General features: G+C 51.2%; 22 protein-coding genes and 1 tRNA gene. 20 read left to right on the forward strand and 3 right to left on the reverse strand.

Annotated elements, in window-relative coordinates:
- Positions 1 to 218: peptidoglycan DD-metalloendopeptidase family protein (locus KQJ18_RS10635; RefSeq protein ID WP_216421948.1), on the forward strand; the 218-nt coding region annotated here is incomplete at its 5' end.
- A 79-nt stretch (positions 219 to 297) separates the two neighbouring features.
- Positions 298 to 371: transfer RNA gene (locus KQJ18_RS10640), tRNA-Gly, on the forward strand.
- Positions 372 to 517: 146 nt separating this feature from the next.
- Here the strand turns inward: KQJ18_RS10640 and KQJ18_RS10645 are convergent.
- On the reverse strand, positions 518 to 1,447 hold the full coding sequence (locus KQJ18_RS10645; RefSeq protein ID WP_038633449.1) for a LysR family transcriptional regulator: 930 nt from the start codon (positions 1,445 to 1,447) through the stop codon (positions 518 to 520).
- A 154-nt stretch (positions 1,448 to 1,601) separates the two neighbouring features.
- Here KQJ18_RS10645 and KQJ18_RS10650 point away from each other — a divergent pair, with 154 nt between their 5' ends.
- The 12 genes from KQJ18_RS10650 to KQJ18_RS10705 all read left to right on the forward strand — a co-directional run bounded on the left by KQJ18_RS10650 (position 1,602) and on the right by KQJ18_RS10705 (position 14,885).
- The gene (locus KQJ18_RS10650; RefSeq protein ID WP_216421950.1) at positions 1,602 to 2,690 is read left to right on the forward strand and encodes a 4-oxalomesaconate tautomerase; all 1,089 of its coding nucleotides are present in this window, start codon (positions 1,602 to 1,604) and stop codon (positions 2,688 to 2,690) included.
- Between the two features lie 72 nt (positions 2,691 to 2,762).
- On the forward strand, positions 2,763 to 4,007 hold the full coding sequence (locus KQJ18_RS10655; protein WP_216421952.1) for an MFS transporter: 1,245 nt from the start codon (positions 2,763 to 2,765) through the stop codon (positions 4,005 to 4,007).
- Between the two features lie 71 nt (positions 4,008 to 4,078).
- Positions 4,079 to 4,942 (forward strand): fumarylacetoacetate hydrolase family protein, encoded by an 864-nt coding sequence (locus tag KQJ18_RS10660; RefSeq protein ID WP_216421953.1) that lies wholly within the window; start codon positions 4,079 to 4,081, stop codon positions 4,940 to 4,942.
- 18 nt (positions 4,943 to 4,960) lie between these two features.
- The gene (citC, locus tag KQJ18_RS10665) at positions 4,961 to 6,028 is read left to right on the forward strand and encodes a [citrate (pro-3S)-lyase] ligase (protein ID WP_110496926.1); all 1,068 of its coding nucleotides are present in this window, start codon (positions 4,961 to 4,963) and stop codon (positions 6,026 to 6,028) included.
- Positions 6,029 to 6,052: 24 nt separating this feature from the next.
- Positions 6,053 to 6,343, forward strand: coding sequence for a citrate lyase acyl carrier protein (gene citD / locus KQJ18_RS10670; RefSeq protein WP_038633433.1), 291 nt, complete (start codon positions 6,053 to 6,055; stop codon positions 6,341 to 6,343).
- Positions 6,343 to 7,218, forward strand: coding sequence for a citrate (pro-3S)-lyase subunit beta (gene citE, locus KQJ18_RS10675; RefSeq protein WP_038633430.1), 876 nt, complete (start codon positions 6,343 to 6,345; stop codon positions 7,216 to 7,218). The genes citD and citE overlap by 1 nt, the downstream gene beginning before the upstream one ends.
- 28 nt (positions 7,219 to 7,246) lie before the next feature.
- A complete protein-coding gene (gene citF / locus KQJ18_RS10680; RefSeq protein ID WP_216421954.1) occupies positions 7,247 to 8,767 on the forward strand; it encodes a citrate lyase subunit alpha in 1,521 nt (506 codons plus the stop codon).
- A 5-nt stretch (positions 8,768 to 8,772) separates the two neighbouring features.
- Positions 8,773 to 9,312 (forward strand): citrate lyase holo-[acyl-carrier protein] synthase, encoded by a 540-nt coding sequence (gene citX, locus KQJ18_RS10685; protein WP_038633424.1) that lies wholly within the window; start codon positions 8,773 to 8,775, stop codon positions 9,310 to 9,312.
- On the forward strand, positions 9,287 to 10,162 hold the full coding sequence (citG, locus tag KQJ18_RS10690) for a triphosphoribosyl-dephospho-CoA synthase CitG (RefSeq protein ID WP_069324826.1): 876 nt from the start codon (positions 9,287 to 9,289) through the stop codon (positions 10,160 to 10,162). The genes citX and citG overlap by 26 nt, the downstream gene beginning before the upstream one ends.
- A gap of 27 nt (positions 10,163 to 10,189) precedes the next feature.
- Positions 10,190 to 10,738 carry an alpha/beta hydrolase gene (locus KQJ18_RS10695; RefSeq protein WP_038633418.1) on the forward strand — a complete coding sequence of 183 codons (549 nt, stop codon included), beginning with the start codon at positions 10,190 to 10,192 and terminating at the stop codon, positions 10,736 to 10,738.
- 17 nt (positions 10,739 to 10,755) lie between these two features.
- Positions 10,756 to 13,350, forward strand: coding sequence for a bifunctional aconitate hydratase 2/2-methylisocitrate dehydratase (acnB, locus tag KQJ18_RS10700; RefSeq protein ID WP_216421955.1), 2,595 nt, complete (start codon positions 10,756 to 10,758; stop codon positions 13,348 to 13,350).
- Between the two features lie 95 nt (positions 13,351 to 13,445).
- Positions 13,446 to 14,885: an anion permease gene (locus KQJ18_RS10705; protein ID WP_038633412.1), complete on the forward strand. Its 1,440-nt coding sequence runs from the start codon at positions 13,446 to 13,448 to the stop codon at positions 14,883 to 14,885.
- A 183-nt stretch (positions 14,886 to 15,068) separates the two neighbouring features.
- Here KQJ18_RS10705 and KQJ18_RS10710 read toward each other — a convergent pair whose 3' ends face one another.
- Positions 15,069 to 15,605: a GNAT family N-acetyltransferase gene (locus KQJ18_RS10710; protein ID WP_087856770.1), complete on the reverse strand. Its 537-nt coding sequence runs from the start codon at positions 15,603 to 15,605 to the stop codon at positions 15,069 to 15,071.
- Between the two features lie 807 nt (positions 15,606 to 16,412).
- Between KQJ18_RS10710 and pgaA the strand changes: the two genes are divergently transcribed.
- The 6 genes from pgaA to KQJ18_RS10740 all read left to right on the forward strand — a co-directional run bounded on the left by pgaA (position 16,413) and on the right by KQJ18_RS10740 (position 23,335).
- The gene (pgaA, locus tag KQJ18_RS10715; protein WP_150345401.1) at positions 16,413 to 18,875 is read left to right on the forward strand and encodes a poly-beta-1,6 N-acetyl-D-glucosamine export porin PgaA; all 2,463 of its coding nucleotides are present in this window, start codon (positions 16,413 to 16,415) and stop codon (positions 18,873 to 18,875) included.
- A 9-nt stretch (positions 18,876 to 18,884) separates the two neighbouring features.
- Positions 18,885 to 20,906, forward strand: coding sequence for a poly-beta-1,6-N-acetyl-D-glucosamine N-deacetylase PgaB (gene pgaB, locus KQJ18_RS10720; protein ID WP_087856768.1), 2,022 nt, complete (start codon positions 18,885 to 18,887; stop codon positions 20,904 to 20,906).
- Complete coding sequence (pgaC, locus tag KQJ18_RS10725; RefSeq protein WP_069324829.1) at positions 20,903 to 22,237, forward strand: poly-beta-1,6-N-acetyl-D-glucosamine synthase; 1,335 nt, start codon at positions 20,903 to 20,905, stop codon at positions 22,235 to 22,237. The genes pgaB and pgaC overlap by 4 nt, the downstream gene beginning before the upstream one ends.
- Positions 22,234 to 22,740, forward strand: coding sequence for a poly-beta-1,6-N-acetyl-D-glucosamine biosynthesis protein PgaD (gene pgaD / locus KQJ18_RS10730; RefSeq protein ID WP_204527619.1), 507 nt, complete (start codon positions 22,234 to 22,236; stop codon positions 22,738 to 22,740). The genes pgaC and pgaD overlap by 4 nt, the downstream gene beginning before the upstream one ends.
- A gap of 80 nt (positions 22,741 to 22,820) precedes the next feature.
- Complete coding sequence (gene yjdI / locus KQJ18_RS10735; protein WP_038642853.1) at positions 22,821 to 23,051, forward strand: 4Fe-4S mono-cluster protein YjdI; 231 nt, start codon at positions 22,821 to 22,823, stop codon at positions 23,049 to 23,051.
- Positions 23,052 to 23,062: 11 nt separating this feature from the next.
- Complete coding sequence (locus KQJ18_RS10740) at positions 23,063 to 23,335, forward strand: GNAT family N-acetyltransferase (RefSeq protein ID WP_003033869.1); 273 nt, start codon at positions 23,063 to 23,065, stop codon at positions 23,333 to 23,335.
- Between the two features lie 35 nt (positions 23,336 to 23,370).
- Here the strand turns inward: KQJ18_RS10740 and KQJ18_RS10745 are convergent, their stop codons facing one another.
- Positions 23,371 to 24,300, reverse strand: a complete 930-nt coding sequence (locus tag KQJ18_RS10745) for a LysR substrate-binding domain-containing protein (RefSeq protein WP_038633395.1) — start codon at positions 24,298 to 24,300, stop codon at positions 23,371 to 23,373.
- Positions 24,301 to 24,439: the final 139 nt, after the last annotated feature.

The following is a 24,439-nucleotide window of genomic DNA, read 5'->3' on the forward strand; positions in this document are numbered from 1 at the left end:
TCATGATTAAGCACAGTGAGGATTACATCACTGCCTATGCGCATAATGACACCATGCTGGTGAACAACGGTCAAAACGTGAAAGCCGGGCAGAAGATCGCCACGATGGGCAGCACGGATGCGACGACGGTGCGTCTGCATTTCCAGATCCGTTATCGCGCAACGGCTATCGATCCGCTGCGTTATTTACCGCCGCAGGGCAGTAAGCCAAAATGCTGACGGTGAATTAATCGCCAGTCAGTCGGTTCGTCCCTTGCCAAGAAGAGCGTAAGGTTTATAATCCTTTACGCACTTCAATGCGGGCGTAGTTCAATGGTAGAACGAGAGCTTCCCAAGCTCTATACGAGGGTTCGATTCCCTTCGCCCGCTCCAAAGTCACTTCCCTTGATGTTTCCCTCTGCTCTGCCTGATTTCCACCTGCGAAAATTCTTTTTTTACTGAAAATCAATGCGTTGACTTCCTCTGCTGATGCTGTGGGAGAGTTCTCATCGGTCATACACTCGTTGCCCAACGGTGGGTTACAGCTGAGTAAACTTGTTGATCCAGGGGCTGCTATTTTCGCCTGACCACAGATGTAATATCAGTTGGCGGAATTTTTCCGCCGCAGGACTAAGGGTTGTTTCACTGCGTTTTACCAGGCCAAGCGTACGGCGTATGACGGGTTCTATCAGTGGACGACTAACAAGCACGTGATGTTCATCGGCCGGCATCGCCAGACTGGGAACGACAGACACACCGAGGCCCGCTTCCACCATCCCTAGTGACGTCGAAAGATGACGCACTTCATAAAACCAGTTAGGTTTCCAGGCCATTTTCTCGAAAGCCTGATCGATCAGCGATCGGTTTCCGCTGGAGCGTCTTACCCCAATCAGCTTCATACCGGCCAGATCGTCCCATGTTACCAGCGATTTATTTGCCAGCTCATTGTCGCGTCGGCATGCCAGAACGAAGGGTTCGTTCACCAGCGGCGCAAAATCGATATTTGGATGTGTGACGTTTATCATATTTATACCGAAATCTGCGTCGCCATTTAATACTGCTTCCAGGCAATCGCTGGCGCTGTGCTCCAGTATGCGGATTCGGATGTTTGGGTAGTCATTGTTGTAATCTCGTATCACTGAAGGCAGAAAATAGAACGCGGCAGTAGGGATACAGGAAACCGTAATAACACCTGCCTGATGTGTCGCCATCTCTTTAATACTGAGGATGGAACTTTCATAAAAATCTATTAAATTCTTAGCCTTAGGTAAAAATTCTCTTCCTACTGTCGTGAGCTTAACGCTGCGCGTAGAGCGTTCAAACAGCGTGGTTCCCAGGCTATCTTCCAGTTTCTGAATTCTGCGTGTTAAAGCAGGTTGTGAAATGTGAAAAAATTGGGATGCTTTTGTAAAGCATCCGATTTCTGCAATTTTTACAAACGCTTGTATCCCCTGTAGTTCATGCGGCATAGCTGTATCCCATTCTCGCTTTTATATAACCACCATAACGCACGGGCTATTAATGTGCAAAACGTATTAATCCTGCTTTTTTTGGCATTAGAGTTATCAACCGGAGTGTGAAAACCTTATAGCGTTCCTGACAAAAGCGAAGTGAGATAAACATATGTTAAAGATCCCTTGCGTATTAATGCGTGGCGGTACGTCAAAAGGGCCGGTGATTCTGGCCAGCGACCTGCCTGCGGAAACAGAAGCGCGTGACGCAGTTTTACTCAGTTTGATGGGGGCAGGCCATGAACTCGAAATTGACGGTATTGGCGGTGGAAGTCCGCAAACCAGTAAGGTAGCGATAGTTAGCACTTCAGAAAGTCCTGACGCGGATGTGGATTACCTGTTTGCACAGGTGATGGTGAATGAACGTCGTGTCGATACCACGCCTAACTGCGGCAATATGCTCTGTGCGGTCGGTCCCTTTGCTATTGAAAAGGGGCTGGTGAAGGCGCAAAGCCCGGTAACGACGGTGCGGATCCGCAATCTCAATACCGGAACGCTGGTCGATGCAGAAGTGCAAACGCCTGATTATCGGGTGGTGTACGAAGGCGATACCCAGATTGATGGAGTCCCGGGGACCGCCGCGCCCATAGGCTTAACTTTCCTGAACTCTGCGGGCTCTAAAACGGGGAAATTGTTGCCGACGGACAGTGCGATAAACGTCTTCGACGGTATTGAAGTCACCTGTATAGATATGGCGATGCCGATGGTATTGATTGACGCTTCAGCTTTGGGGAAAACAGGAGGGGAATCTCCTGCAGAATTAGATGGCGATAAGGCATTTAAAGAAAAGCTGGAAAGTCTGCGTCGTCAGGCTGGCGCAGCTATGGGCTTAGGGGATGTGACAAACAAGGTGATCCCTAAACCGGTTCTTCTCAGCCCGGCGCGTAACGGCGGAACGATTCAGGTACGGTATTTCATGCCGCACACATGCCATAAATCACTGGCGATTACCGGATCGATTGGTATTTCGACCGCAACGCTGATTGAAGGCTCCGTCGCGGCAAAAATTGTCGCCGATCGTCCAAAGGGGCTCTTCACTAATATCATCGATATTGAACACCCAAGTGGAAAAATATCCGTGTCCTTATTGAAGGAAGGTAACAATATCGAAAAAACCCGTGCCGCAGTGATACGTACTTCACGCAAGTTGTTTGAGGGTGCCGTATGTGTACCGGAAAAAATGCTCACTGAAGTTGCGTAAATAAAATTTAAATAAAAAACATCTGCCTTAAAAAATTACACTCTGTACCTTAACAATAATACCGAGGTTATTATGGCGTTAACTCATGCTAACAATACCCTGAAAGCTTCAGATTCTGTAAAAGCCGGAGCGCATATTCGCGTGATTCTGGCCCTGGCATTATCCGGGCTTGCAGAGCTTGCTTCTCTGTTTTTTATTCAGCCACTGCTTCCGACGCTTGCTGTGGAATATAATGTTCCTGTCAGCCAGGTGAGTATTATCTTATCAGCAGAAACGGCGTTGCTGGCTATTGGATTGCTGTTTACCGGGACATTATCCGATCATTATGGCAGAAAACGGTTAATTGTTGTCTCCCTCCTGTTAGGCGGTATTCTTACGCTGCTCTGTCCGCTGATGGAATCCTGGGCGATGCTGGTGGCGCTACGTGCGGTAATTGGTCTGGCGCTGAGTGGTATCGCTGCGGCGGCCACTGCCTACATCAGTGAAGAAGTCGCCCCGGTGGCGGCAGGTATCGTAACGGGATATTTTGTCTTCGGTAACTCCATGGGCGGCATGTCCGGTCGTATTGTTGCCAGCCAACTTATTGATCACGTTTCAATAAATGCCATCTTTTACGGTTTTGCGGCCAGCTTGATTGTGGTTGCCATTCTGGTTAAGTTTTTACTGCCTGAATCTAAAAACTTCACCCCAACGCAAAACCTTAACATTACGCGTATGGTGAAAGGGGCTGCATCGCATTTCAAAAACAAAAATCTGGCGCTGGCTTTTGTTATCAGCTTCATTATTTTCGGCGCATTTACCTCGCTTTATAACTATCTGGCCTTCTTCCTGAAAGGCGAGCCGTTCCATATTTCACCGGCAAACGCAGGTCTGCTCTCCTTTAGCTTCGCCCTGAGTTTCTTTACGGCTCCGCAGGCTGGTCGTTTAAGTGCGAAATATGGCGCGATGAAAGTATTGCGTGTGCTTTTTCTGATCATGGCCTTAGGCATGCTGCTGACGCTGACGTCGAATGTCATCACCTTTATTGTTGGCGCGGTGATTTTTACCGGCTGTTTCTTCGGCTGTCACTCTATTGGTTTGAGCTGGGTAAGTAAAAATGCAACGCATGCAAGAGGCCAGGCCGTTGCACTCTATTTATTCTTTTACTACATGGGCGGTTCGGTGATTGGTTTTATCAACGGTTTTGTTTTCCATTCACTGGGCTGGATGGGGATGACCGGGTTGATTCTGGTATTGCTTACCATTGGCGTTGTCGTGGCAACGTATCTGGCATCCGGTCCAAAACCGGTACTGGTGCCCGCCCAGTCCGCAGAATAAAAAGTTTGGCAATTTGTTCACGCCTCAGGGCGTAAACAAAAAACAGGTATGTATATCAATCGGGTGTCATCATGAAATTAGCAAGTTATATTCATCAGGGCCGTAAAAGCTACGGGATTTATACAGAATTCGGCGTTATCGATTTGGGTAATAAAATCGGCCATCAATATGCGACGTTGAAAGGCCTTCTTCAATGGGATGCTGTTGACGTCGCAAGGCAATACAACGATTGCCCTGTAGATATTACGCTTGAAGATATTACCTTTTTGCCCGTTATCGAAGAGCCAGGAAAAATTTTCTGCGTTGGGATGAATTACGCTGAAAAAAGAAAAGAGTTTGCCGAGACGAATAATGCCCCGACGCTGTTTATCCGTTTTCCTGATTCACAAACCGGTCATGCCCAACCTGTGCTTAAACCTGAGCTGTCGAGAGAATTCGATTATGAGGGCGAGCTGGCTGTCATCATTGGTAAACCGGGCACCCGAATTGATGTAAATAATGCGCTCAATCATGTCGCGGGATACAGCTGCTATATGGATGGCTCCGTTCGTGACTGGCAGCACGCGTGGTTTACCGCCGGTAAAAACTGGAAGCAAACCGGCGCTTTTGGCCCCTATATGACTACAGCGGATGAGATACCCGATCCTCATGCGTTGACCATCCATACCTGGCTGAATGGCATGCTGGTTCAGAACGACTCCACTGGTAGCATGATCCACAAAGTGGCAGATCTTATCGCCTATATCAGCACATTCACCTCCCTCAGCGCCGGTGACGTCATTATTACGGGTTCGCCTGGCGGCGTCGGTAAAAAACGCAATCCTCCGTTATTTATGCACGATGGCGATCGGGTTGAAGTTGAAATCGAAAATATTGGTCGTCTGATTAATACCATTGTGGAAGCCCAACCGCAGCAAGAAGCGTTGCTTGTTTAGACGGTCAGGAGAGAGACGATGTACACCGCCAGAACGCCAGAATTTGAGGTTATAAAAGCCGGTAATGCTCAGGCCAGAGAGGAGGTTGCCCGCTTCCTGGCACGCAACGGTTTAGGCATTGATGACGATATCTCGCAATTTATTGTTGCACTCTACCAGCGTCAGATTATTGCCTGCACCGGTATTGCGGGTAACACCTTAAAATGCATCGCAGTGGATTCCGGGTGGCGTGGCTCGTCGTTAATCCTGACGTTAATTCATGAGGCCGAACTTCTGGCGGCACAAAACGGCGAACATCAGCTCTTTCTTTTTACCTGTCCGGATAATGTGAAGTCGTTTCGCGGATGCGGATTCTATCCGCTTGTCACCGTCAATAACTGTGCGGCATTAATGGAGAATACGCCGGTTGGTATTCATCGTTACTGCAGCCAGTTGCGTAGCCACCATTTCGTGCCCGGGAAAAATATTGGCGCGATCGTGATGAACGCGAATCCATTCACGCTGGGCCATCAATATCTTATTGAGCATGCGGCAAGCCAGTGCGACTGGCTCCATGTTTTCGTGGTTCAGGAAGATGTCTCCGCTTTTTCGTTTAAAGAACGGTTTGCGATGGTCAGGGACGGATCGCGGCATCTGAAAAATGTCACTGTTCATCCGGGGTCTGCCTATATTATTTCGCGCGGGACCTTCCCAGGCTATTTCCTGAAAGATAAGCAGGTGATAGATAAAGTCTACGCGGCAATTGATCTTATGCTGTTCAGAAATTACATCGCACCTGCGCTGAATATCACTCATCGTTTTGTGGGGACGGAGCCATTCTGTCAGTTAACCGCAGAATATAACCGGGCGATGCATCACTGGCTGGAAAATGCAACGAGCACAGCGGCCTGTATTCACGTACACGAAATAGAACGAAGAACGGATGGTAATGATGTGCCGGTCTCTGCTTCAGCCGTTCGTCGTTTATTAAAAGAAAACCAAATTGCTGCCGCCAGTCGTATGGTGCCTGCCACCACGCGCGCGTTTCTGAATAACGGGGGACAGCATCAGCCTCGTTTATCCGAATCGTTGTCGGCAGCGGTTTAACCGCATTATCACAGGAAAACTGATATGAAAATTGTACAAGCCGCGATGGCGGGAACGCTGGAGTCCAGTGACCTTATGGTGAAGGTCAGTCCCGTCGAGAGCGGGCTGGATGTGGTCATTCACAGCGAAGTGTATAAGCAGTTCGGCGACCGAATTACCGAAGTTGTGAATGAAACCCTGGCTGCGTTCAACATCGAGCAAGGGCAGATCATTATTGATGATAAAGGCGCACTGGATTGCGTGATCCGTGCCCGTATACAGGCTGCTCTGCTCAGAGGTTCGGCTCGGGAAGATATTGCATGGGAAAAGTTATAATGAAAAAGTTACGTCGCAGTATGTTATTTATTCCGGGTTCAAGTGCCGCCATGCTTTCTACGGCATATATTTATAAACCGGACTCCATTATGTTTGATCTGGAAGATGCCGTAGCGCTAAAAGAAAAAGACAGCGCCCGCCTGCTGGTATTTCATGCCCTGCAAAACCCGATGTACAAAGATATTGAAACCGTTGTCAGAATTAATCCGCTGAATACACCTTTTGGATTAAAAGATCTGGAAGCCGCCGTCAGGGCGGGCGTTGATGTTATTCGTTTACCGAAAACCGACTCTCCGGAAGATATCCACCAGCTTGAACGCGAAATTGTTCGCATTGAAGAAAATTGCGGGCGCCCTGTCGGCTCAACGAAATTAATGGCAGCGATCGAATCTGCCGTTGGCGTTATTAATGCAGTCGCCATTGCGAAATCGTCTGACCGTTTAATGGGGATTGCGCTGGCCGCCTTTGACTATGTGATGGATATGCAAACTGAGCGAGGCGACGGGACAGAGCTGTTTTACGCCCGCTGTGCCGTATTACATGCCGCGCGCGGGGCGGGTATTGACGCTTTCGATGTGGTGTACGCCGATGTGAATGATGAAGCCGGTTTCCTGAAGGAAGTGGATCTGATTCGACGGATGGGTTTCAACGGAAAATCGCTGATTAATCCGCGACAAATTGAAATTCTGCATAACGCCTACGCGCCAACCCAGGAAGAGGTGGATTACGCGCAGCGCGTGATTGCAGCTGCAGAGGAAGGGGAGCGCAACGGACTCGGGGTGATTTCGCTGAACGGCAAAATGATTGATGCGCCAATTATCAACCATGCCCGCGTGGTTATCGAACGCAAAAATGCTTCCGGCATTCGTCAGTAATCCCCCATTACAAGCGACAGGATGAATAATGAAAAACCTAACTGAAACTCTGCACCACATTCCAGACTCCCGTCGTGAGTACGTCGCATTCAGCGGCGCGAACGCGACGACGCCTTATCTTGCTGATCATCAGCAAAAGTACCAGCGCAAACTTTTTGCCAGTGTGGACGATGTTCTGGCCCGCTGCGATCTGCATGACGGTATGACCGTCTCATTTCATCACGCCTTCCGCGAAGGGGATAAGGTCATCAATTACGTGATGGATAAGCTGGCTCAGCGCGGCCTGAAAGGGATCACGCTCGCGTCCAGCTCGTTAATGTCATGCAATACCCCGCTTATTGAACACATTCGTAATGGCGTGATCGGCAAAATCTATACCTCCGGGATGCGTGGTGATCTGGCGGATGCAATTTCGCACGCTCTGATGGACGAGCCGGTACAAATCCATTCCCACGGTGGGCGGGTGAATTTGATTCAGAAGGGCGAAATTGTCATTGACGTCGCGTTTCTGGCGGTTTCCTGCTGCGATGAATATGGCAATGCCAGCGGCAACGGCGGCAAATCGCAATGCGGCTCCCTCGGTTACGCCATGGTCGATGCAAAATATGCCAAAAAAGTGGTGTTGCTCACCGAAACTCTGAAGCCTTTCCCCAACTTGCCAGCCAGTATCGTTCAGGATCAGGTTGACTATATTGTGCAGATTGAGAGCGTCGGCGACCCGGCAAAAATCAGCGTAGGCGCCGCCAGGGTCACCAGTAATCCACGTGAGCTTATGATCGCCCGTTCTGCCGCCGACGTGATCGAACACTCAGGTTATTTCCGCAACGGATTTTCCATTCAGACCGGCTCAGGTGCGGCGTCAACGGCGTGTACGCGTTTTATGGAAACCCGGATGCGCAAGCACAATATTGTTGCCCGGTTCGCATTGGGCGGAATCACCGGCAGCATTGTCGATCTGCATCAGAAAGGGTTAATTGAAAAGATCCTCGATACGCAAAGCTTTGACGGTGCGGCGGCAGCCTCCATGGCGGTCAATCCCGACCATGTGGAAATCTCCACTAACGTCTATGCGAACCCGGCCGCAAAAGCCGCCTGCTGCGACAGGGTGGATGTGGTCATCCTCAGCGCACTGGAAGTAGACACCCAGTTTAACGTCAATGTCCTGACCGGCTCCGACGGCGTAATGCGCGGCGCGTCGGGTGGACACTGCGACGTCGCGGCTGCGGCAAATCTCACTATTGTCGTTGCCCCGCTGATCCGCAGCCGCATTCCTACCGTCGTCAGGCAGGTCACTACGCTGGTAACGCCGGGTGAAAGTATTGACGTTCTGGTTACCGACCACGGTATTGCCGTTAATCCGGCGCGCCCGGAAATCCGCGAACGTCTGATCAACGCCGGACTGCCCGTCGTCGACATCGAAGCCTTGTATCAACAGGCACTGCTGATCTCGGGCAAACCTAAGGCAGTTGAATTTACTGACCGCATTGTCGGTGTGGTGCGCTACCGCGACGGCAGTGTGATTGATGTGGTTCGCCAGGTGAAGGAGTAAGTCCCATGACGGATAAAGCCTCGAATGCAAATGTCTCTCTGGAACAGGTTCTGGCTTCCCGGGAGCAACGAGCCCGTCGGCAGCAGGCGTGGCTGTTTCAGTCGGATCATACCGTGGTTTCCGTCACGCTGGTCTGGCCGGGCGAGGTGAAGGACACCGCGCTGGCCAGACGCGTGATGGCCGTTGCGAATCAGGCTCTCGGAGAGCTGTTCCACACGCATCAGTGGAAGGTCTGTCGGCATCAGGCGTTGCACCCGGTCACCGGGCCGGAAGCGCTCTGGTCGGTCGCGGCTCCCGCGTGGATGATTAAACACGTCACGGCGCATCTGGAAGATAACCATCCTTTGGGACGTCTGTGGGATATCGACGTGTTTTGTCCGAAAAAGGGGCTGCTGAAAAGAAATGCCATCCAGCAGCCGATGCGTAGATGCTTTATCTGTCATGAACCTGCTCATGTTTGTTCCCGTTCGCGACGTCATTCGCAGGCCGAGCTAACGCGCGTGATCGAGGAGTTAACCGATGACTACTTCGCTTGCCAGATTTAACGAACCAGACGTGCAGCGCTCCTTTGCTGAGCTGGCTGTCGAGGCCCTGTACCGGGAAATTAATTTAACCCCGAAACCGGGTCTGGTGGATCGCGTAAACAGCGGGGCGCATAGCGATATGAATTTCGCACTGTTCATAACCAGTATCGCGGCGATTGCCCCCTGGCTGTCACTCTTTTTCAACACAGGCAGAGAGACTGCTTATCTTGCTGGCCCACAAACGCTGCGGGCGCTAAGGCCGACTGGCCTGGCCTGTGAGCAGGCGATGTTTACCGCCACCGGCGGGGTGAACACTCATAAAGGGGGGATCTTCTCGCTGGGGCTGCTGTGTGCTGCGGCGGGTCGTCTTACCCAAAGGCATGACGCGCTCACGCAACGCAGCCTGTGCCATGAGACCAGCCTTATCTGTACCGGCATTGTCGAGCAGGAATTGAAAAATAGCGGTATCGCAAAAACGAAGGGAGAGCAGCAGTTTCAGGCATACGGGTTCACCGGGGCAAGAGGGGAAGCCGCCAGTGGTTTCATCACTGTACGCCAGTCAGGTCTTCCGCATCTGCAAACCGCGTTACGTCAGGGAGAATCCGAAGAGGTGGCGTTACTGAGGATGTTGCTGGGCCTGATGGCGGCAAATCCGGATACCAATCTGCTTTCTCGGGGAGGGACCGCAGGGCTGAATTACGCCAGACGCTACGCCAGACGATTATTAAAAATACAGCGTCTCACGGCGGATAAATTAGTCAAGGCGTTATTCAGAATGGACGCGGAATTTATCAAACGGAATTTAAGCCCTGGCGGTAGCGCAGATCTTATCGCCGTTGGATGGTTATTGTCGCAATTTCCAGCCGAATAATCGCGAATAGCGTAACAGGAAAACGTCATGATTGAACAACGCCTGCAGCAGCTCAGAAACGTTTATACCCTTATTCTGGTGCCGGGTCTGAGAGACAGCGATGAATATCACTGGCAAAGCTGCTGGGGGCGACGTTTTCCTTTCTGGAGGCGGATTCAGCAAAAAAACTGGCTAGAACCTGATATTGAAAACTGGGTTTCCGCCATTACCCGCGAGCTGGCGCTTTCTCCGCTGCCCGCCATTCTCGTCGGCCATAGTTTTGGCGCGCTGGCGTCGTGCAGGTTACTGCAAACGCGCCGGGTAAACGTCGCCGGGGTCGTTATGGTCGCACCGGCAGAACCCGCGTTTTTCGGCCTTGAAGAGGCCATTCAACCCGCGTCTTTACCCGTTCCCTGCCTGATGTTTGCCAGCAGAAATGATCCCCTGATGCCTTTTTCGCGCGCGCAATTCTGGGCGGCTTGCTGGGAGGGGCATTTAATCGATATCGGGGAGGCGGGACATATTAATGCCGAGTCTGGCTTTGGCGAATGGCCGTACGGACTCGAACGCTTAACAGAATTTTGTGAACAACTTTAGCTTTAACAGGAGAACCTATGTTAGATGATTATAGTCAGCACCAGCATGCGCGTGCTGAATCGGGTATTCCGGCGAAACCCTTAACAGCGCAACAAACTGATGCACTGATTCAGCGTTTAATCAATGATGCACCCGTACATCATCCGGAATTAATTCATTTATTGACCCATAGCGTACCACCGGGTGTCGATCCTGCGGCAAAGTTAAAAGCCGAGTTTTTATTTAAGGTGGCGTTGCAGGAATACCGTGTTGACGGGCTTACTCCCGAAGCAGCAACGGCGCTGCTGGGCTCCATGCAGGGCGGCTATAACGTCCAGCCACTGATCGATCTTCTTGAGCATCCCGATCTGGCACCGCTGGCCGCGCAGCAGCTTTCTTCTACGATCCTGATCTTCGAAAAATTCAGCCTGGTTGAGGCCAAAGCACTGAGCGGTAACGTCCAGGCACAAGAGGTGCTGCAGTCCTGGGCGAATGCCGAATGGTTTACCCGCCGTCCGGCCATGGCTGAAAAAATCACCCTGAAGGTGTTTAAGGTTCCCGGTGAGACCAATACCGACGATTTGTCTCCTGCGCCGGTGGCGTGGTCACGCCCGGATATTCCGCTGCACGCGCTCTCCATGCTCAGTAACGTCAGGGAAGGGGTTGTGCCTGATGAACCCGGCGTACGTGGTCCTGTCCGTCAGTTGGCAGCGCTAAAAGAGGGTGGCTGGCCGCTGGTGTACGTGGGTGACGTCGTGGGGACCGGATCATCACGTAAATCCGCTACCAACTCCATCCTGTGGCACATCGGGAACGATATTCCGTATGTGCCGAATAAACGTAACGGCGGGTTTGTATTTGGCGGCAAGATTGCCCCTATTTTCTTCAACACCCTGGAAGATTCCGGTGCCTTGCCGGTAGAGATGGATGTCTCTGCGCTGACGACCGGGATGCTGATCGATCTTTACCCCTACAAGGGCGAAATTCGTGAAACAGAAAGCCAGCGGCTGGTGACAACCTTTACCCTGAAAACCGAGGTGCTACTGGACGAAGTGCGCGCCGGCGGGCGTATCCCGCTGATTATCGGACGCAGCCTGACGGCGAAAGCGCGTGAATCGCTGAAGCTGGCGCCTTCCGAGGTATTCCGCAAGCCCGCGTTAGTTGCGCCTTCCGCGAAAGGTTTTACGCTTGCACAAAAAATGGTGGGTAAAGCCTGCGGCGTCGCGGGGATCCGACCTGGACAGTATTGCGAGCCGAAGATCGCGACCGTGGGTTCTCAGGACACCACCGGCGGGATGACGCGTGACGAGCTAACCGACCTCGCATGTCTCACGTTTTCAGCCGATCTGGTGATGCAGTCGTTCTGCCACACCTCTGCATATCCTAAGCCAGTAGATGTTCAACTCCATGAAACCCTGCCGCAGTTTATCACCAGCCGTAACGGGGTTGCGCTGAAACCGGGCGACGGCATTATCCACTCATGGCTTAACCGCATGCTGCTGCCGGACACGGTTGGTACAGGCGCTGACTCCCATACTCGCTTCCCGCTGGGGATTTCCTTCCCTGGTGGTTCCGGGCTGGTGGCGTTCGCTGCCGCGACGGGCATTATGCCGCTGGATATGCCTGAATCAGTACTGGTGCGTTTTAAGGGCGAGATGCAGAAAGGGATCACCCTGCGCGATCTGGTGCATGCCATTCCGCTGTATGCCAAAAAGCAGGGGCTGTTAACGGTCGAGAAAAAGAATAAGCGCAATATTTTCTCGGGCCGGATCCTCGAAATTGAAGGGTTGGAAATGTTGAGTGCAGAGCAGGCGTTTGAACTGGCTGATGCCTCTGCCGAGCGCTCCGCTGCGGCCTGCGTTATGCGTCTGGCGGAAGACAATGTCGCGCAATATTTGCGCTCCAATGCGGCCCTGCTGCGCTGGATGGTTAAGCAGGGTTATGAGAACGCCGCCACGCTTGAACGCCGTATTGCTGAGATGGAGGCATGGCTGGCTAGCCCGTCGCTGCTGTCTGCCGATCCTGACGCGGAATATGCTGCTGTCATTGATATTGATCTTAATGAAATCACCGAACCGGTAGTCTGTGCCCCGAACGATCCGGACGATGCCCGGTTACTTACTGAGGTTGCCAGCATGCCCATTGAAGAGGTCTTCATTGGTTCCTGCATGACAAACATTGGTCATTTCCGCGCTGCGGGTAAAATCATGGCCGGTGGCAGCGAAAACCAGGCGCGCTTGTGGCTGGCGCCGCCGACTAAAATGGATGCCCAACAACTCTCCCGTGAAGGCTATTTTAGTCAGTTTATTAAATCAGGGGCGAGAATCGAGCCTGCGGGCTGTTCCCTGTGCATGGGGAACCAGGCGAGGGTTCGCGAAGGCAGTAACGTGGTATCGACCTCGACGCGAAATTTCCCGAATCGTCTGGGAACGAATGCTAAAGTATTTCTTGCCTCCGCAGAATTAAGCACCGTCGCGGCCATGTTGGGTAAAATGCCCACCGTTGAAGAATATTTTAGCTATACCGATAAGCTTTATGACGCACATGAGGATATCTATCGCTATCTCAGTTTTGATACCTTAAGTGAATATCAAATCACGGAAGGCGATAATATCAAGGTTGTGAATCTGTAATATTTATCATTTGTTTAATAAATGTATTTAGTGTGTGGAGGCTCCTCTGCGGAGCGGCCTCTGCTATTCAGGGACCCTTTTCTCATGGGTGAGATATGCTTAAATCGAATATTTTAAAAACAATCTTGCTTGCCGTGATAATATTATTATCAATATTTATTCCTCCGCCTGATGGATTAACCAAAGAGGCGTGGATACTGGCAGGAATATATTTATCCGCTATCGTTGGGCTGGTTATTAAACCCTATCCTGAACCCGTCATTATGCTGGTTGCGGTTGCGTTAACCTGTTTTACCGTGACAAAATTTCCGGATTCACCCGTCAAATCACTGGATGTGCTGAGCGGGTACGCGTCAGGCACCACCTGGCTGGTGTTTAGCGCCTTTACGCTGAGTGCGGCATTTGTCACTACTGGCCTAGGGAAACGGCTTGCATACTGGTTTATTCTTAAATTTGGCAGTACGACGCTGAGACTGGGGTATGTTACCGCCTTGCTGGATTTGGTGTTAGCGCCTGCGACGCCCTCAAATACCGCGCGGGCAGGTGGGGTGGTTTTCCCTATTATTAACAGCATCGCGACAGTATTGGGCTCAACGCCAAAAGAGTCACCCAGCAAAGCTGGCCGTTATTTAATGGTCAACGTCTATATGGTCACGAAAACGACCAGCTATATGTTTTTAACGGGCTTTGCCGGTAACGCGTTAGCGCTACAGCTCATTTCAGATATCTTCCATATTCATATTAGCTGGATCGGCTGGATGCTGGCGGCAGCACCGTTGGGGTTATTGATGCTGTGTATCATTCCCTATATCTGCTACCGGGTTGCTTCCCCGGAAATTAAAAAAATTGATAATGTCGCTATTGCGACCAACGGGCTTCAAAGTCTTGGGGCAATGAGCCTCAAAGAGAAAGGGCTGGTGGTCATTTTTGTCGCTGCATTATTGGGCTGGATCTTCTCACGTAAACTTGGACTCAATGAATCTGCGGTCGCCATTATCGCAATGGGAGCGGCACTGCTGTTTAATATTATTGGCTGGAGTGATGTCCAGAAAAATAAAGGTGGCTGGAATACCCTGATGTGGTACGGGGGCATCATTGGTCTGAGCGCAACCCTGAGCAAGGAGGGATTTTTCCGCTGGCTGGCCGATTTCATGTCAGCACATCTGGATTTTCTCAGTGCCGGGAATATGACTATTGTGATTATTGTGTTTCTCAGCGTGCTGGTGCGCTATTTCTTTGCTTCCGGCGGGGCATACGTCGCAGCAATGGTACCGGTCTTTGCCACTGTAGGCCTGGTCACCGGAACGGCACCTGTTTTGCTGGCGCTTGCCATCCTATTTTCCAACTCCTACGGCGGTTGCATCACTCACTATGGTGGCGCGGCGGGGCCGATTATCTTTGCCGCAGGGTATAATGACATTAAGTCGTGGTGGACAATCGGTACTATCGTGGCATTGTGCACGTTTGTGCTTCACATGCTCGTCGGTATTCCCTGGTGGGGGTTCCTGATACAGCACGGTATGCTGCAGTCTTAATCGCCCGGTGGCGGCTACGCCTTATTTTGCCTGGAAAGGCTAAAACTGTAGGTCGGGTCAAGCGTAGCCGCCACCCGACCACATCACTATTGTGACGTATTCGTAAACAATAAATTACGTGGCTTGCTCTCATCCCTTCGCCCGCTCCAGATTTCCTTTTCCTGAAGTCATCCCTTAGAAAAGTTAAATAGCCGCATCGACATCCGCTGGTAGTGTACTGTTCCCTTCCCCCAGAGCGCGTTGCAGCAAAACTGTATCCAGCCAGCGACCATGCTTGAAGCCAACGTCTTTCAGCGTGCCTATTTCTGTAAATCCGACCTGCTGATGAACTTTTAACGATCCCTGATTATTGCTGTCGCCGACCATGGCAATTAATTGTCGATAGCCGTGCGTTTCGGCCCAGTCAATAACATGGCGCAGTAACGCACTTCCCGCCCCTTGACGCTGTGCCGCCGGGTCAATGTAAATCGAATCTTCGAGGGTATAGCGGTAAGCGTAGCGTTCACGATAACGAGTGAGATAACAATATCCGATGACCTTGTCTTCCTGCAGGGCGACAACCCACGGCAGCCCCAGACTATGAATTTTTTCCAGACGAGCCAGCATTTCGTGGGTATCCGGTGGGGCGGTTTCAAAGCTGCCAGTACCGTGAATAACGTGGTGTGCATAGATATCGCGTATGGCGGGGATGTGTTTTTCTTCTGCATTAACGATTTTCATTAGACCAGCTCCCATTGGCGTCTTTTTTCAGATTACCTGAAAGTCTGAAGGGAAGGTAAGCGCAAAAAGTTATGCTTCAATCAGCAGTTCATAATGAAATTAGGCTTGTTAATTGTAAGGGTAAAGGATTAATTGTGGCTGATGCTGACGATAGCAAGTCAGGGGGATAAATAAAATGTTAAATAGGAAAACTGATAATTTCCCACACCGACATTGGCGAATGGGAAAATACTAACGTTCAATCATAAATTAATAAAGTACTTTAATATCATAATATTATCACTGTACCTAATTATTATTGCGGCTGTACCCTTAATTTTATTTCATCAACACTGCCTGCAACCTAAAAATACGTTATAGTGCTTATCTTGTTATCTGAGCACCTGTTATCAGAACTTTCTCTATCCATACCAAATAGTTACCATGCAAACAGTTACAGAGGGTAGTTATGTCATCCGGCAATAGTTAACATCGTCACATGACTTCTCCACGGGAAATTAATCTAAATCCAGAATTCAATCCCAAGAGTATTAGAATAACTTAGTCTAAAATCCTTTTTTTGCCTAAGCATTATCTTATTACATAGCCACGAACTACGCTGAGTGATAAAATTCTCGAGTTTATGCCTTCTTTCCAATGATTAGAGGACGAGGCACAGGTAGTCAATAAGACGAAAGAATTAATTGCTTCATAACCCTATTACGAAATAAGCGGCAGTGCGTCTTACATGGTCGGCAACCGTCAGGGATTGACTGTAACTTATTGAAAACGCTTATTTTCACTATGATGTAAGATATAAGGGCAGATATGTTAAGTATGCGTCGACATGCCAACTTCATTAAACGTTTTAAGTCTGTAAGCTGTTTATTTACGGCAAGCATTCTTTTCCCGATGCCAATCTTTGCAGCGGTATCAGATTATGACGCTTTGGTTATTGAAGCGCGGGGAGGTAATAGCGCACCGCTATTACGTTTCCTTGAGGATCAGGGAAAGAAAAGCGCGCTAACGCCAAATCAGGTTGCCGACTGGCTGCAAGTTTCCAGTTGGGTCGATAACAACGATAAAACCACAATTGAAATCTGGCAGCAGTATCGTGGACAGATGAATGTACCTGCCCGGGGCAAAGTCGCCGCTGCACGAGCATATCGCAACCAGAAGAACTGGAATGATTCTTTAGCCATCTGGGAAAGCGTTTTACAGGAAGAGCCTGATAACGTAGATGTACGTACCGGCTGGATAATGACGTTGGCGGATGCTCGCTACAATCAGCAAGCCCTTACTGAAGCGAATAAATGGGCGCAGGCGCATCCCGGGGCTGATTCTGATGCGCTACTTGCCTATGTCTACCATTCGCAGGGAAAAAACTGGGATGCATTGTTAGTTGCCAGCCAGGCGGATGACGTCGATCCAGGCAACAAAAATGCAAAATCCACATTACTGTCTGCGCTGTCAGCAAACCGCGTTTCCGGGCCCGCCTTAAATATGGCAGAGGTGGTACCAACTGCTGATCCTGTGAAGCGTCGCCTTGAGCTTGATGCGGCGGCTGAAATGGTACGTTCCTCTTATACCTCTGCGCGTAATGAAGAAGAGCGTTTTATCGTGGCTGATAAAGCGCTGGCCCGTTATGACCAGTTGCTGACTGCCTGGAAAGATGAGCCTTCTGCGCAGAATGATGTCCGTCGGGCCAGAATTGACCGCATGGGCGCCTTGCTGGTCCGTAAACGCACTTCTGAAGTGATTAGTGAATACGAATCGCTGTCTGCGAGCGGCGAGGTGCCAAACTACGCAAAACGCTGGGTAGCATCGGCATGGTTAAGCGAACGGCAGCCGGAAAAAACCGAAGCGATGCTGATGAGCATCTACTATCCGAACGGACCGATTCCGGTTACGCCGCTCGGTCCTGAGGATCAACAGGATCTGTTCTACGCGCACATCGATAATGAAAACTTTGATGCAGCTAAAAAACAGGTCGATGCGTTAATTAAAGACAGCCCATATCTGCGACGCATCTATGGTTCGCCAACGCCGCAGCCAAACGATAACTGGCTGCTGGGACAGTCGCTGCTGACGCAATATCATATCGCTGCCAATGAACTGCCGGAGGCAGAAAAACTCGCAGAGCATCTGGCGCGAACAGGCTCGGGTAACCAAGGGCTGCGCATATCCTATGCTTCTGTTCTTGAAGCCCGTGGACTGCCGCATGCGGCGGAGAAAGAGCTTAAACTGGCGGAAGTGATTGAGCCCAGTAACCTGGAACTGGAGCGTCAGCAGGCCTATGTGGCGCTGGATCTCCAGGAGTGGAAGCAGGCCGATGAACTGACGGATGACGTTATTGCTCGCAGTCCGGATGATGAAGCGACGCTGCGCCTCGCACGCATGCGTGATGTGCATAAAATGTCGGAAGTACGTATTAGCGGCACGCAGGGTATCTCGTCCGATAGCCCGGTCAGCGGTAAGAATGATTTCAACATCAACACGGCCATTTACAGTCCGCCAATTAATGACAACTGGCGACTGTTTACCGGATTCAACTTCGCGACCGGCGAGTTTGAGGAAGGGAAAGGGATCAGCCGCGATCTGGCGGCAGGTGCGGAATGGACTTCCCGTGATTACTGGGCCGAAATGGAAGTGTCTGGCCGAAACTATGGCGATGGGCAGAAAATAGGCGGTCGTCTTTCCGCCTGGCATGATTTCAACGATAACTGGCGCATGGGCGGTTCGGCCGAGCGTCTTTCGCGCAACACACCACTGCGCGCGCTGCGTAGCGGCGTGTATGCCAACAGCGGCGATTTGTTTGTTCGCTGGTATCAAAACGAACGACGTGAATACCAATTGTCGTTTGCCGCATCACATTTCTCGGATGGTAACGATCGCATCGAATATGGGCTGAGCGGAAAAGAGCGCATGTGGACCACGCCGCGCTTTACGCTGGACTTTACTCCGGGTATCGGTGGGAGCACCAACACTAAAGAGAATGTGCCGTATTACAACCCTAAGAGTGATTTTTCCGTTGTGCCAGGCCTGAGCGCGGAACAGGTTCTTTACCGCCATTATGACACCGTGTGGACCCAGCAAGGCATAGCCGGAGTGGGTGGCTACTGGCAGCAAGGTGAAGACGTTGGCGCTATCGTTCAGGTGGGATATGGACAACGGCTCAAATGGAACAACGTCGTAGATGGCGGGGTGATGCTGGTTTGGGATAAACGCCCCTATGACGGTAAACGTGAGCGGAATATCTCCCTCGCTTTCGATTTAAATGTCAGGTTTTAAGGATTGTTCATGCTGAAAAGATGCCTGTGGCTTAGCGCATTAATCGCTGGCTGGTTGATGATTACCGCGTGCAGTAGCGCGCACAATACAACGCCTCGCTATGTTCCTCCCGCAGAGAGAACGCCGTTGACGGCAGATCATCCATGGCCGAAAAACAGCTTCCTGGTGCTCGGCTATCATGATGTTGAGGATGGCGCCGCCGACCAGCGCTACCTCTCCGTGCGCACCAGCGCGTTGAGCGATCAAATGGCCTGGCTGCGTGATAATGGCTATAACCCGATTAGCGTGCAGCAAATTCTGGACGCTCATGACGGTAAAATTGTGTTGCCGGAAAAAGCGGTCTTACTCACCTTTGACGACGGATACAGCAGTTTTTATACCCGCGTCTGGCCGCTGCTGAAAGCCTACAACTGGCCTGCGCTCTGGGCTCCAGTGGGCAGTTGGGTTGATTCTCCAGCCAATAAAAAAGTCGATTTTGGCGGCTTAATGACGGCGCGAGATAAATTTGCCACCTGGAAGATGGTCGAGGAAATGGGCAAATCGCCGTTGGTGGAAGTGGGGGCGCACACCTGGAACTCGCATTTCGGCGCTGAGGCGAACCCGCAAGGAAGCAAAGAACCTGCGGTGGCGAATCGCCTTTTCGATAAGAAAACCGGGACTTACGAAACCGACGAACAGTACAATCGTCGCATTAATACTGATATCTCGCTGATCACCAATAAGATTAAATCGGTAACCGGGAAATCGCCGCGCGCGTGGGTGTGGCCTTATGGTGCGGCTAACGGCACCACCTTAAACCTGGCCAAAGAACATGGCTATAAGATGGCCTTTACGCTCAATGAAGGGCTGGCGAACGCTGCGTTTCTTGATGATATCCCGCGCGTACTGATCTCTGATAACCCGTCTCTCAAGCGCTTTGCCAGTCAGGTCGCTCAGGTACGTGAACCACAAACGATGCGTGTGATGCACGTCGATCTGGATTACGTGTATGACAAAGATCCTGCCCAGCAGAAGCGAAACATCGATAAGTTGATCCAGCGTGTTTATGACATGCGCATTTCTCATGTCTTCCTGCAGGCGTACGCCGATCCTAAAGGCGACGGGAATATTCGCGAACTCTATTTCCCTAACCGCTGGCTGCCGATGCGTGCCGATCTCTTTAACTATATCTCCTGGCAGTTACAAACGCGGGCCGGGGTGACGGTATATGCCTGGATGCCGGTACTGGCTTTCGACCTCGATGCTTCCATTCCACGCGTGACGGCATGGGATCCGAAAACAGGACGCACTGCGATCAATCATGAGAACTATGTGCGTCTGTCTCCCTGGGACAGCGAAGCGCGTAAACGTATCACTGAAATCTATGAAGACCTGGCGAAGCACGCCAGCTTCAAAGGGATTTTGTTCCACGACGATGCTTTCCTGACGGACTTTGAAGATGCGTCACCGGAGGCGTTAGCCGCCTACCGCGCCGCAGGGCTTCCGGGAAGTATTGAGCAAATCCGTAGCAACCCTCAAACCTTCGAACGCTGGACGCGTCTGAAAAGTAAGATGCTGATCGACTTCACCAAACAGTTGACCCGCTCAGTGCGCAATATTCGCGGTCCGCAGGTGCAAACTGCCCGCAATATATACGCCATGCCGGTACTGGAGCCTGAAAGCGAAGCCTGGTTTGCGCAAAACCTGAATGATTTCCTCAATACCTATGACTGGACGGCACCCATGGCGATGCCATTCATGGAGCAGATCCCGGCTAATGATGCCAATGCCTGGCTCGACAGATTAGTCAATGCCGTTGCACAAACGCCCGGCGCGCTGGACAAAACCGTGTTTGAACTGCAGGCACGAGACTGGCGTAAATCCGGGGACGAGGCAGAAATCAGTGGAAAACAAATAGCCGAATGGATGCGCCAACTGAAACTAAGTGGTGCAGGTAACTACGGCTATTATCCGGATGATTTCATCAGCGACAAACCTGAGATGTCAGAGATTCGCTCGACGTTCTCCTCATACTGGTACCCGCAAAAATGACCGATCGCATTATTGCTTTCCTGATACTTTGCCTGATGTTCAGCCTGCCGTTTGGCGTGGCAGTCATCTTTACAGGTGAAGTCATGTTGAACTTCGTCTTCTTCTGGCCTTTATTCATGTCTGCATTATGGATAAGCGGCGGGGTCTATTTCTGGTTTTATCGTGAGCGTCACTGGAAATGGGGAGACGATACACCGCCACCGATGCTGGAGGGAAATCCGCTGGTTTCCATTTTGATCCCCTGCTTTAACGAAGGAATCAACGCGCGGGAAACCATCGGCGCTGCGATGGCACAGCGCTACAAGAATATCGAAGTGATTGCCATTAACGACGGTTCAACGGACGATACGCACGATGTTCTGGAACAGTTGGCGATTGAGTACCCCAGCCTGCGCGTCATTCATCTGGCTGAAAACCAGGGCAAAGCGCTGGCGCTCAAAACGGGCGCGGCCGCTGCGCGCAGCGATTACCTGGTGTGTATTGATGGCGATGCGTTACTGGATCGCGATGCCGTGGCGTATCTGGTCGCTCCGCTGATCCAGTTCCCACGCGTTGGGGCGGTAACCGGCAACCCGCGTATTCGCACCCGTTCCACGCTAATCGGTCGTGTGCAGGTCGGTGAGTTCTCTTCCATTATCGGCTTAATTAAGCGTACTCAACGAGTCTATGGTCAGATCTTTAGCGTCTCTGGCGTAGTTGCGGCGTTTCGTCGTCGCGCGCTGGCCGAGGTGGGGTACTGGAGCCCGGACATGATCACCGAAGACATCGATATCAGTTGGAAACTGCAGTTGCGCCATTGGTCGATATTCTTTGAGCCGCGCGCGCTGTGCTGGATCCTGATGCCTGAAACGTTAAGAGGGCTGTGGAAGCAGCGCCTGCGCTGGGCGCAAGGCGGGGCGGAGGTGTTTATTGTTAACATGCGCCGTCTGTGGTCGTGGGAGTTCCGTCGCATGTGGCCGCTATTTTTCGAGTTCTGCTTTTCTACCACTTGGGCATTTGCCTATGCGATCAGTATCGTGCTGTTCCTGCTGGGACTGATGATCCCGATGCCGGACTCGCTGTATGTTCAACATCTGTTCCCGCCAGCCTTTACCGGACTTATTCTCGGCGTGGTCTGCTTAATACAGTTTGCGATAAGCCTGATGATTGAACGACGCTATGAAAAAGGCATTGGCGCCTCATTGTTCTGGATAATCTGGTTCCCGGTGGTGTACTGGCTGTTGAGCCTGTTTACCACGTTGGTGTCATTCCCGAAAGTGATGCTCAAACGCAAACGCGGCAGGGCGCGCTGGGTGAGTCCTGACCGTGGAATAGGGAGGATCGAATCATGAGTCAGCCGCTGATCTTTACGGAGCGGCGTCTGCTGCCGCGCATCATTGACGTTCTGTTAACGATTTTTGCCTGGGTTGGATTTTTATACTTAATCTACAAAGGGCTGATTACGGCCCTGGCGCATTCACCGTATATGGGCGTGCGTCCCTTTTTCACCACGCTGGATACGGTCACGTTTTACATCCTTGTCGCGCTGGTCAACGGACTGGTGCTGATAGGCTGGGCGAAATACAACCAGTTTCGTTTTCGGGTGGAGCGTCGCAGTCGCAGACCAGGACTGGAAGAACATGAGCTGGCGGAAAGTTTACGTATTACCCGTGAACTGGTTACAGAGTTGAACAAAGCGAGGGTGCTGACGGTCCATCACCATGAGAATGGCGAAATCAGTCATATCGATGTGGACAAGCACATCGCCGATAACCGCCTGCCGCCGCCGACGCCTGCAATGCTGGAATATTTGCCGCCGGAGCGGGAGCCATCGTTACAGAAAAGGCCCGAGTGATATTTCTGCTACCCGCCACTTCCTTCAGCCTCGCATCGGTCTATGATTAGACTCAGACAATAAAAATGCGAGGTAATGTCGTGGAAAAGGAACTACTGGAGGCAGGTTACCGGGCCTATACCGGCGAGAAGATTGACGTCTACTTCAACACGGCGATATGTCAGCATTCAGGAAACTGCGTGCGGGGAAGCGCGAAGCTTTTCAATCTGAAACGCAAACCCTGGATAATCCCCGATGAAGTGGATGTCGCGACGGTTATTAAGGTCATCGATACCTGTCCAAGCGGTGCGCTGAAATATCGCCAGAAATAAGTGAGGGAACCATGGAAATTCTTGCAGGCCACAACAAATTTTATGTCAACGATGCTGAAGGCAATCAGGTTGCCGAGATTGTCTTTGTGCCGACGGGCGAGCACCTGAGCATCATTGAACACACCGATGTTGACCCCAGTCTGAAAGGTCAGGGCGTCGGCAAACAGCTGGTGGCGAAGGTGGTGGAGAAAATGCGCGCTGAAAATCGCAAAGTGATTCCGCTGTGTCCGTTTGCCAAACATGAATTTGATAAAACCCGCGAGTACGACGATATTCGCGCCTGAAGTCTGATTTCCGCCGGATAGCCTTATCCGGCATATCACTCCCGATGCAACAAATCCTGATAAATGCCCGTCAGTACCCCTTGCGGGCCAAACTCTTTTTTAATCCATTGAGTGACTCGACCGGTTGCCGAATGCTGGGTTGCCAGCAGCATCCGTGAATCCTGACGCGGATTGTGGATCTGTCGCGTGACCAGCAGCGACTTTTCCATCGCTTCGCGCACCATATAATCCGGTAAAAAACCGATGCCTTCGCCCAGAATTTGGCACTGACATTTGGTATTAAAATCTGGAACCAGAATCGACTCCTGACCGTGTAACAGCCACCCGACCTTTTTGTTAATGGTGTGGGCGGTGTCTTCCACCATAATGTTCGGATACAAACGCAACTGGCTCTCAGAAATCGGTTCAGGCATAAAAGCCAACGGATGATCCGGGGCAATGGCAAACGACCAGCGAATAGCGCCGATCTCGGTATAATCAATCCCGCCGCCGTCCAGTAACGTATCGGGCGCGCCAATGGCGATATTGGCAAGATTGTTGATGATCGAATCCCAGACGCCGTTATAGACCTCGGTGGTGACGGTTATCTGGCAGGTAGGGAACTGTTTCTTGAGTACCTGCAGTAGCCGCGCCGTATGCTGTGGGGTGTACAACAACTGGTTAATACAGATGCGCACCCGGGCTTCAATACCCTGAGCGATGGTATCAATGCTGCGCTTAATCGCGTGGAAGTCGTTGAGCAGGTCGGAGGCCTTGCGAAACAGATAGCGACCAGACTCGGTCAACTCAATGCTTCGGGTGCTACGCGTAAACAGCACCACATCGAGCCCCATCTCCATGCGTTTAATGGTGTAGCTAATAGCCGATGTGGTTAAGCCCAGCTCCTCCGCAGCCTTGCTGAAGCTGCTGTAGCGGGCAGCCATGGTAAATGCCAGCAGATTTTCCTCGGTAAAAATGGAATTCATCTTTTCTCCCCTCAGGCTACCAACACGCCCCGCCGCATAATGATTGTTGAATGTATTTGTAATCCTTATACAGAGCAATCAGTTTTGAACAGAATTTAACACTAGTTTTACATTTGATTTGAAGGCAATCACACTTCTG

It is taken from the genome of Citrobacter sp. S55_ASV_140 (genome assembly GCF_018919505.1).
GTDB classification, from domain to species: domain Bacteria; phylum Pseudomonadota; class Gammaproteobacteria; order Enterobacterales; family Enterobacteriaceae; genus Citrobacter; species Citrobacter werkmanii.

What these genes read in the sequence shown, in the direction of transcription:
- KQJ18_RS10645 (WP_038633449.1), bottom strand. Translation starts at nt 1,447, where the DNA reads ATGCCGCATGAACTACAGGGGATACAAGCGTTTGTAAAAATTGCAGAA.
- citD (WP_038633433.1), top strand. Translation starts at nt 6,053, where the DNA reads ATGAAAATTGTACAAGCCGCGATGGCGGGAACGCTGGAGTCCAGTGAC.
- KQJ18_RS10745 (WP_038633395.1), bottom strand. Translation starts at nt 24,300, where the DNA reads ATGAATTCCATTTTTACCGAGGAAAATCTGCTGGCATTTACCATGGCT.
- KQJ18_RS10655 (WP_216421952.1), top strand. Translation starts at nt 2,763, where the DNA reads ATGGCGTTAACTCATGCTAACAATACCCTGAAAGCTTCAGATTCTGTA.
- citE (WP_038633430.1), top strand. Translation starts at nt 6,343, where the DNA reads ATGAAAAAGTTACGTCGCAGTATGTTATTTATTCCGGGTTCAAGTGCC.
- KQJ18_RS10695 (WP_038633418.1), top strand. Translation starts at nt 10,190, where the DNA reads ATGATTGAACAACGCCTGCAGCAGCTCAGAAACGTTTATACCCTTATT.
- KQJ18_RS10710 (WP_087856770.1), bottom strand. Translation starts at nt 15,605, where the DNA reads ATGAAAATCGTTAATGCAGAAGAAAAACACATCCCCGCCATACGCGAT.
- citC (WP_110496926.1), top strand. Translation starts at nt 4,961, where the DNA reads ATGTACACCGCCAGAACGCCAGAATTTGAGGTTATAAAAGCCGGTAAT.
- KQJ18_RS10660 (WP_216421953.1), top strand. Translation starts at nt 4,079, where the DNA reads ATGAAATTAGCAAGTTATATTCATCAGGGCCGTAAAAGCTACGGGATT.
- KQJ18_RS10650 (WP_216421950.1), top strand. Translation starts at nt 1,602, where the DNA reads ATGTTAAAGATCCCTTGCGTATTAATGCGTGGCGGTACGTCAAAAGGG.
- citG (WP_069324826.1), top strand. Translation starts at nt 9,287, where the DNA reads ATGACTACTTCGCTTGCCAGATTTAACGAACCAGACGTGCAGCGCTCC.
- acnB (WP_216421955.1), top strand. Translation starts at nt 10,756, where the DNA reads ATGTTAGATGATTATAGTCAGCACCAGCATGCGCGTGCTGAATCGGGT.
- pgaA (WP_150345401.1), top strand. Translation starts at nt 16,413, where the DNA reads ATGTTAAGTATGCGTCGACATGCCAACTTCATTAAACGTTTTAAGTCT.
- KQJ18_RS10705 (WP_038633412.1), top strand. Translation starts at nt 13,446, where the DNA reads ATGCTTAAATCGAATATTTTAAAAACAATCTTGCTTGCCGTGATAATA.
- citF (WP_216421954.1), top strand. Translation starts at nt 7,247, where the DNA reads ATGAAAAACCTAACTGAAACTCTGCACCACATTCCAGACTCCCGTCGT.
- pgaD (WP_204527619.1), top strand. Translation starts at nt 22,234, where the DNA reads ATGAGTCAGCCGCTGATCTTTACGGAGCGGCGTCTGCTGCCGCGCATC.
- pgaC (WP_069324829.1), top strand. Translation starts at nt 20,903, where the DNA reads ATGACCGATCGCATTATTGCTTTCCTGATACTTTGCCTGATGTTCAGC.
- citX (WP_038633424.1), top strand. Translation starts at nt 8,773, where the DNA reads ATGACGGATAAAGCCTCGAATGCAAATGTCTCTCTGGAACAGGTTCTG.
- pgaB (WP_087856768.1), top strand. Translation starts at nt 18,885, where the DNA reads ATGCTGAAAAGATGCCTGTGGCTTAGCGCATTAATCGCTGGCTGGTTG.
- KQJ18_RS10740 (WP_003033869.1), top strand. Translation starts at nt 23,063, where the DNA reads ATGGAAATTCTTGCAGGCCACAACAAATTTTATGTCAACGATGCTGAA.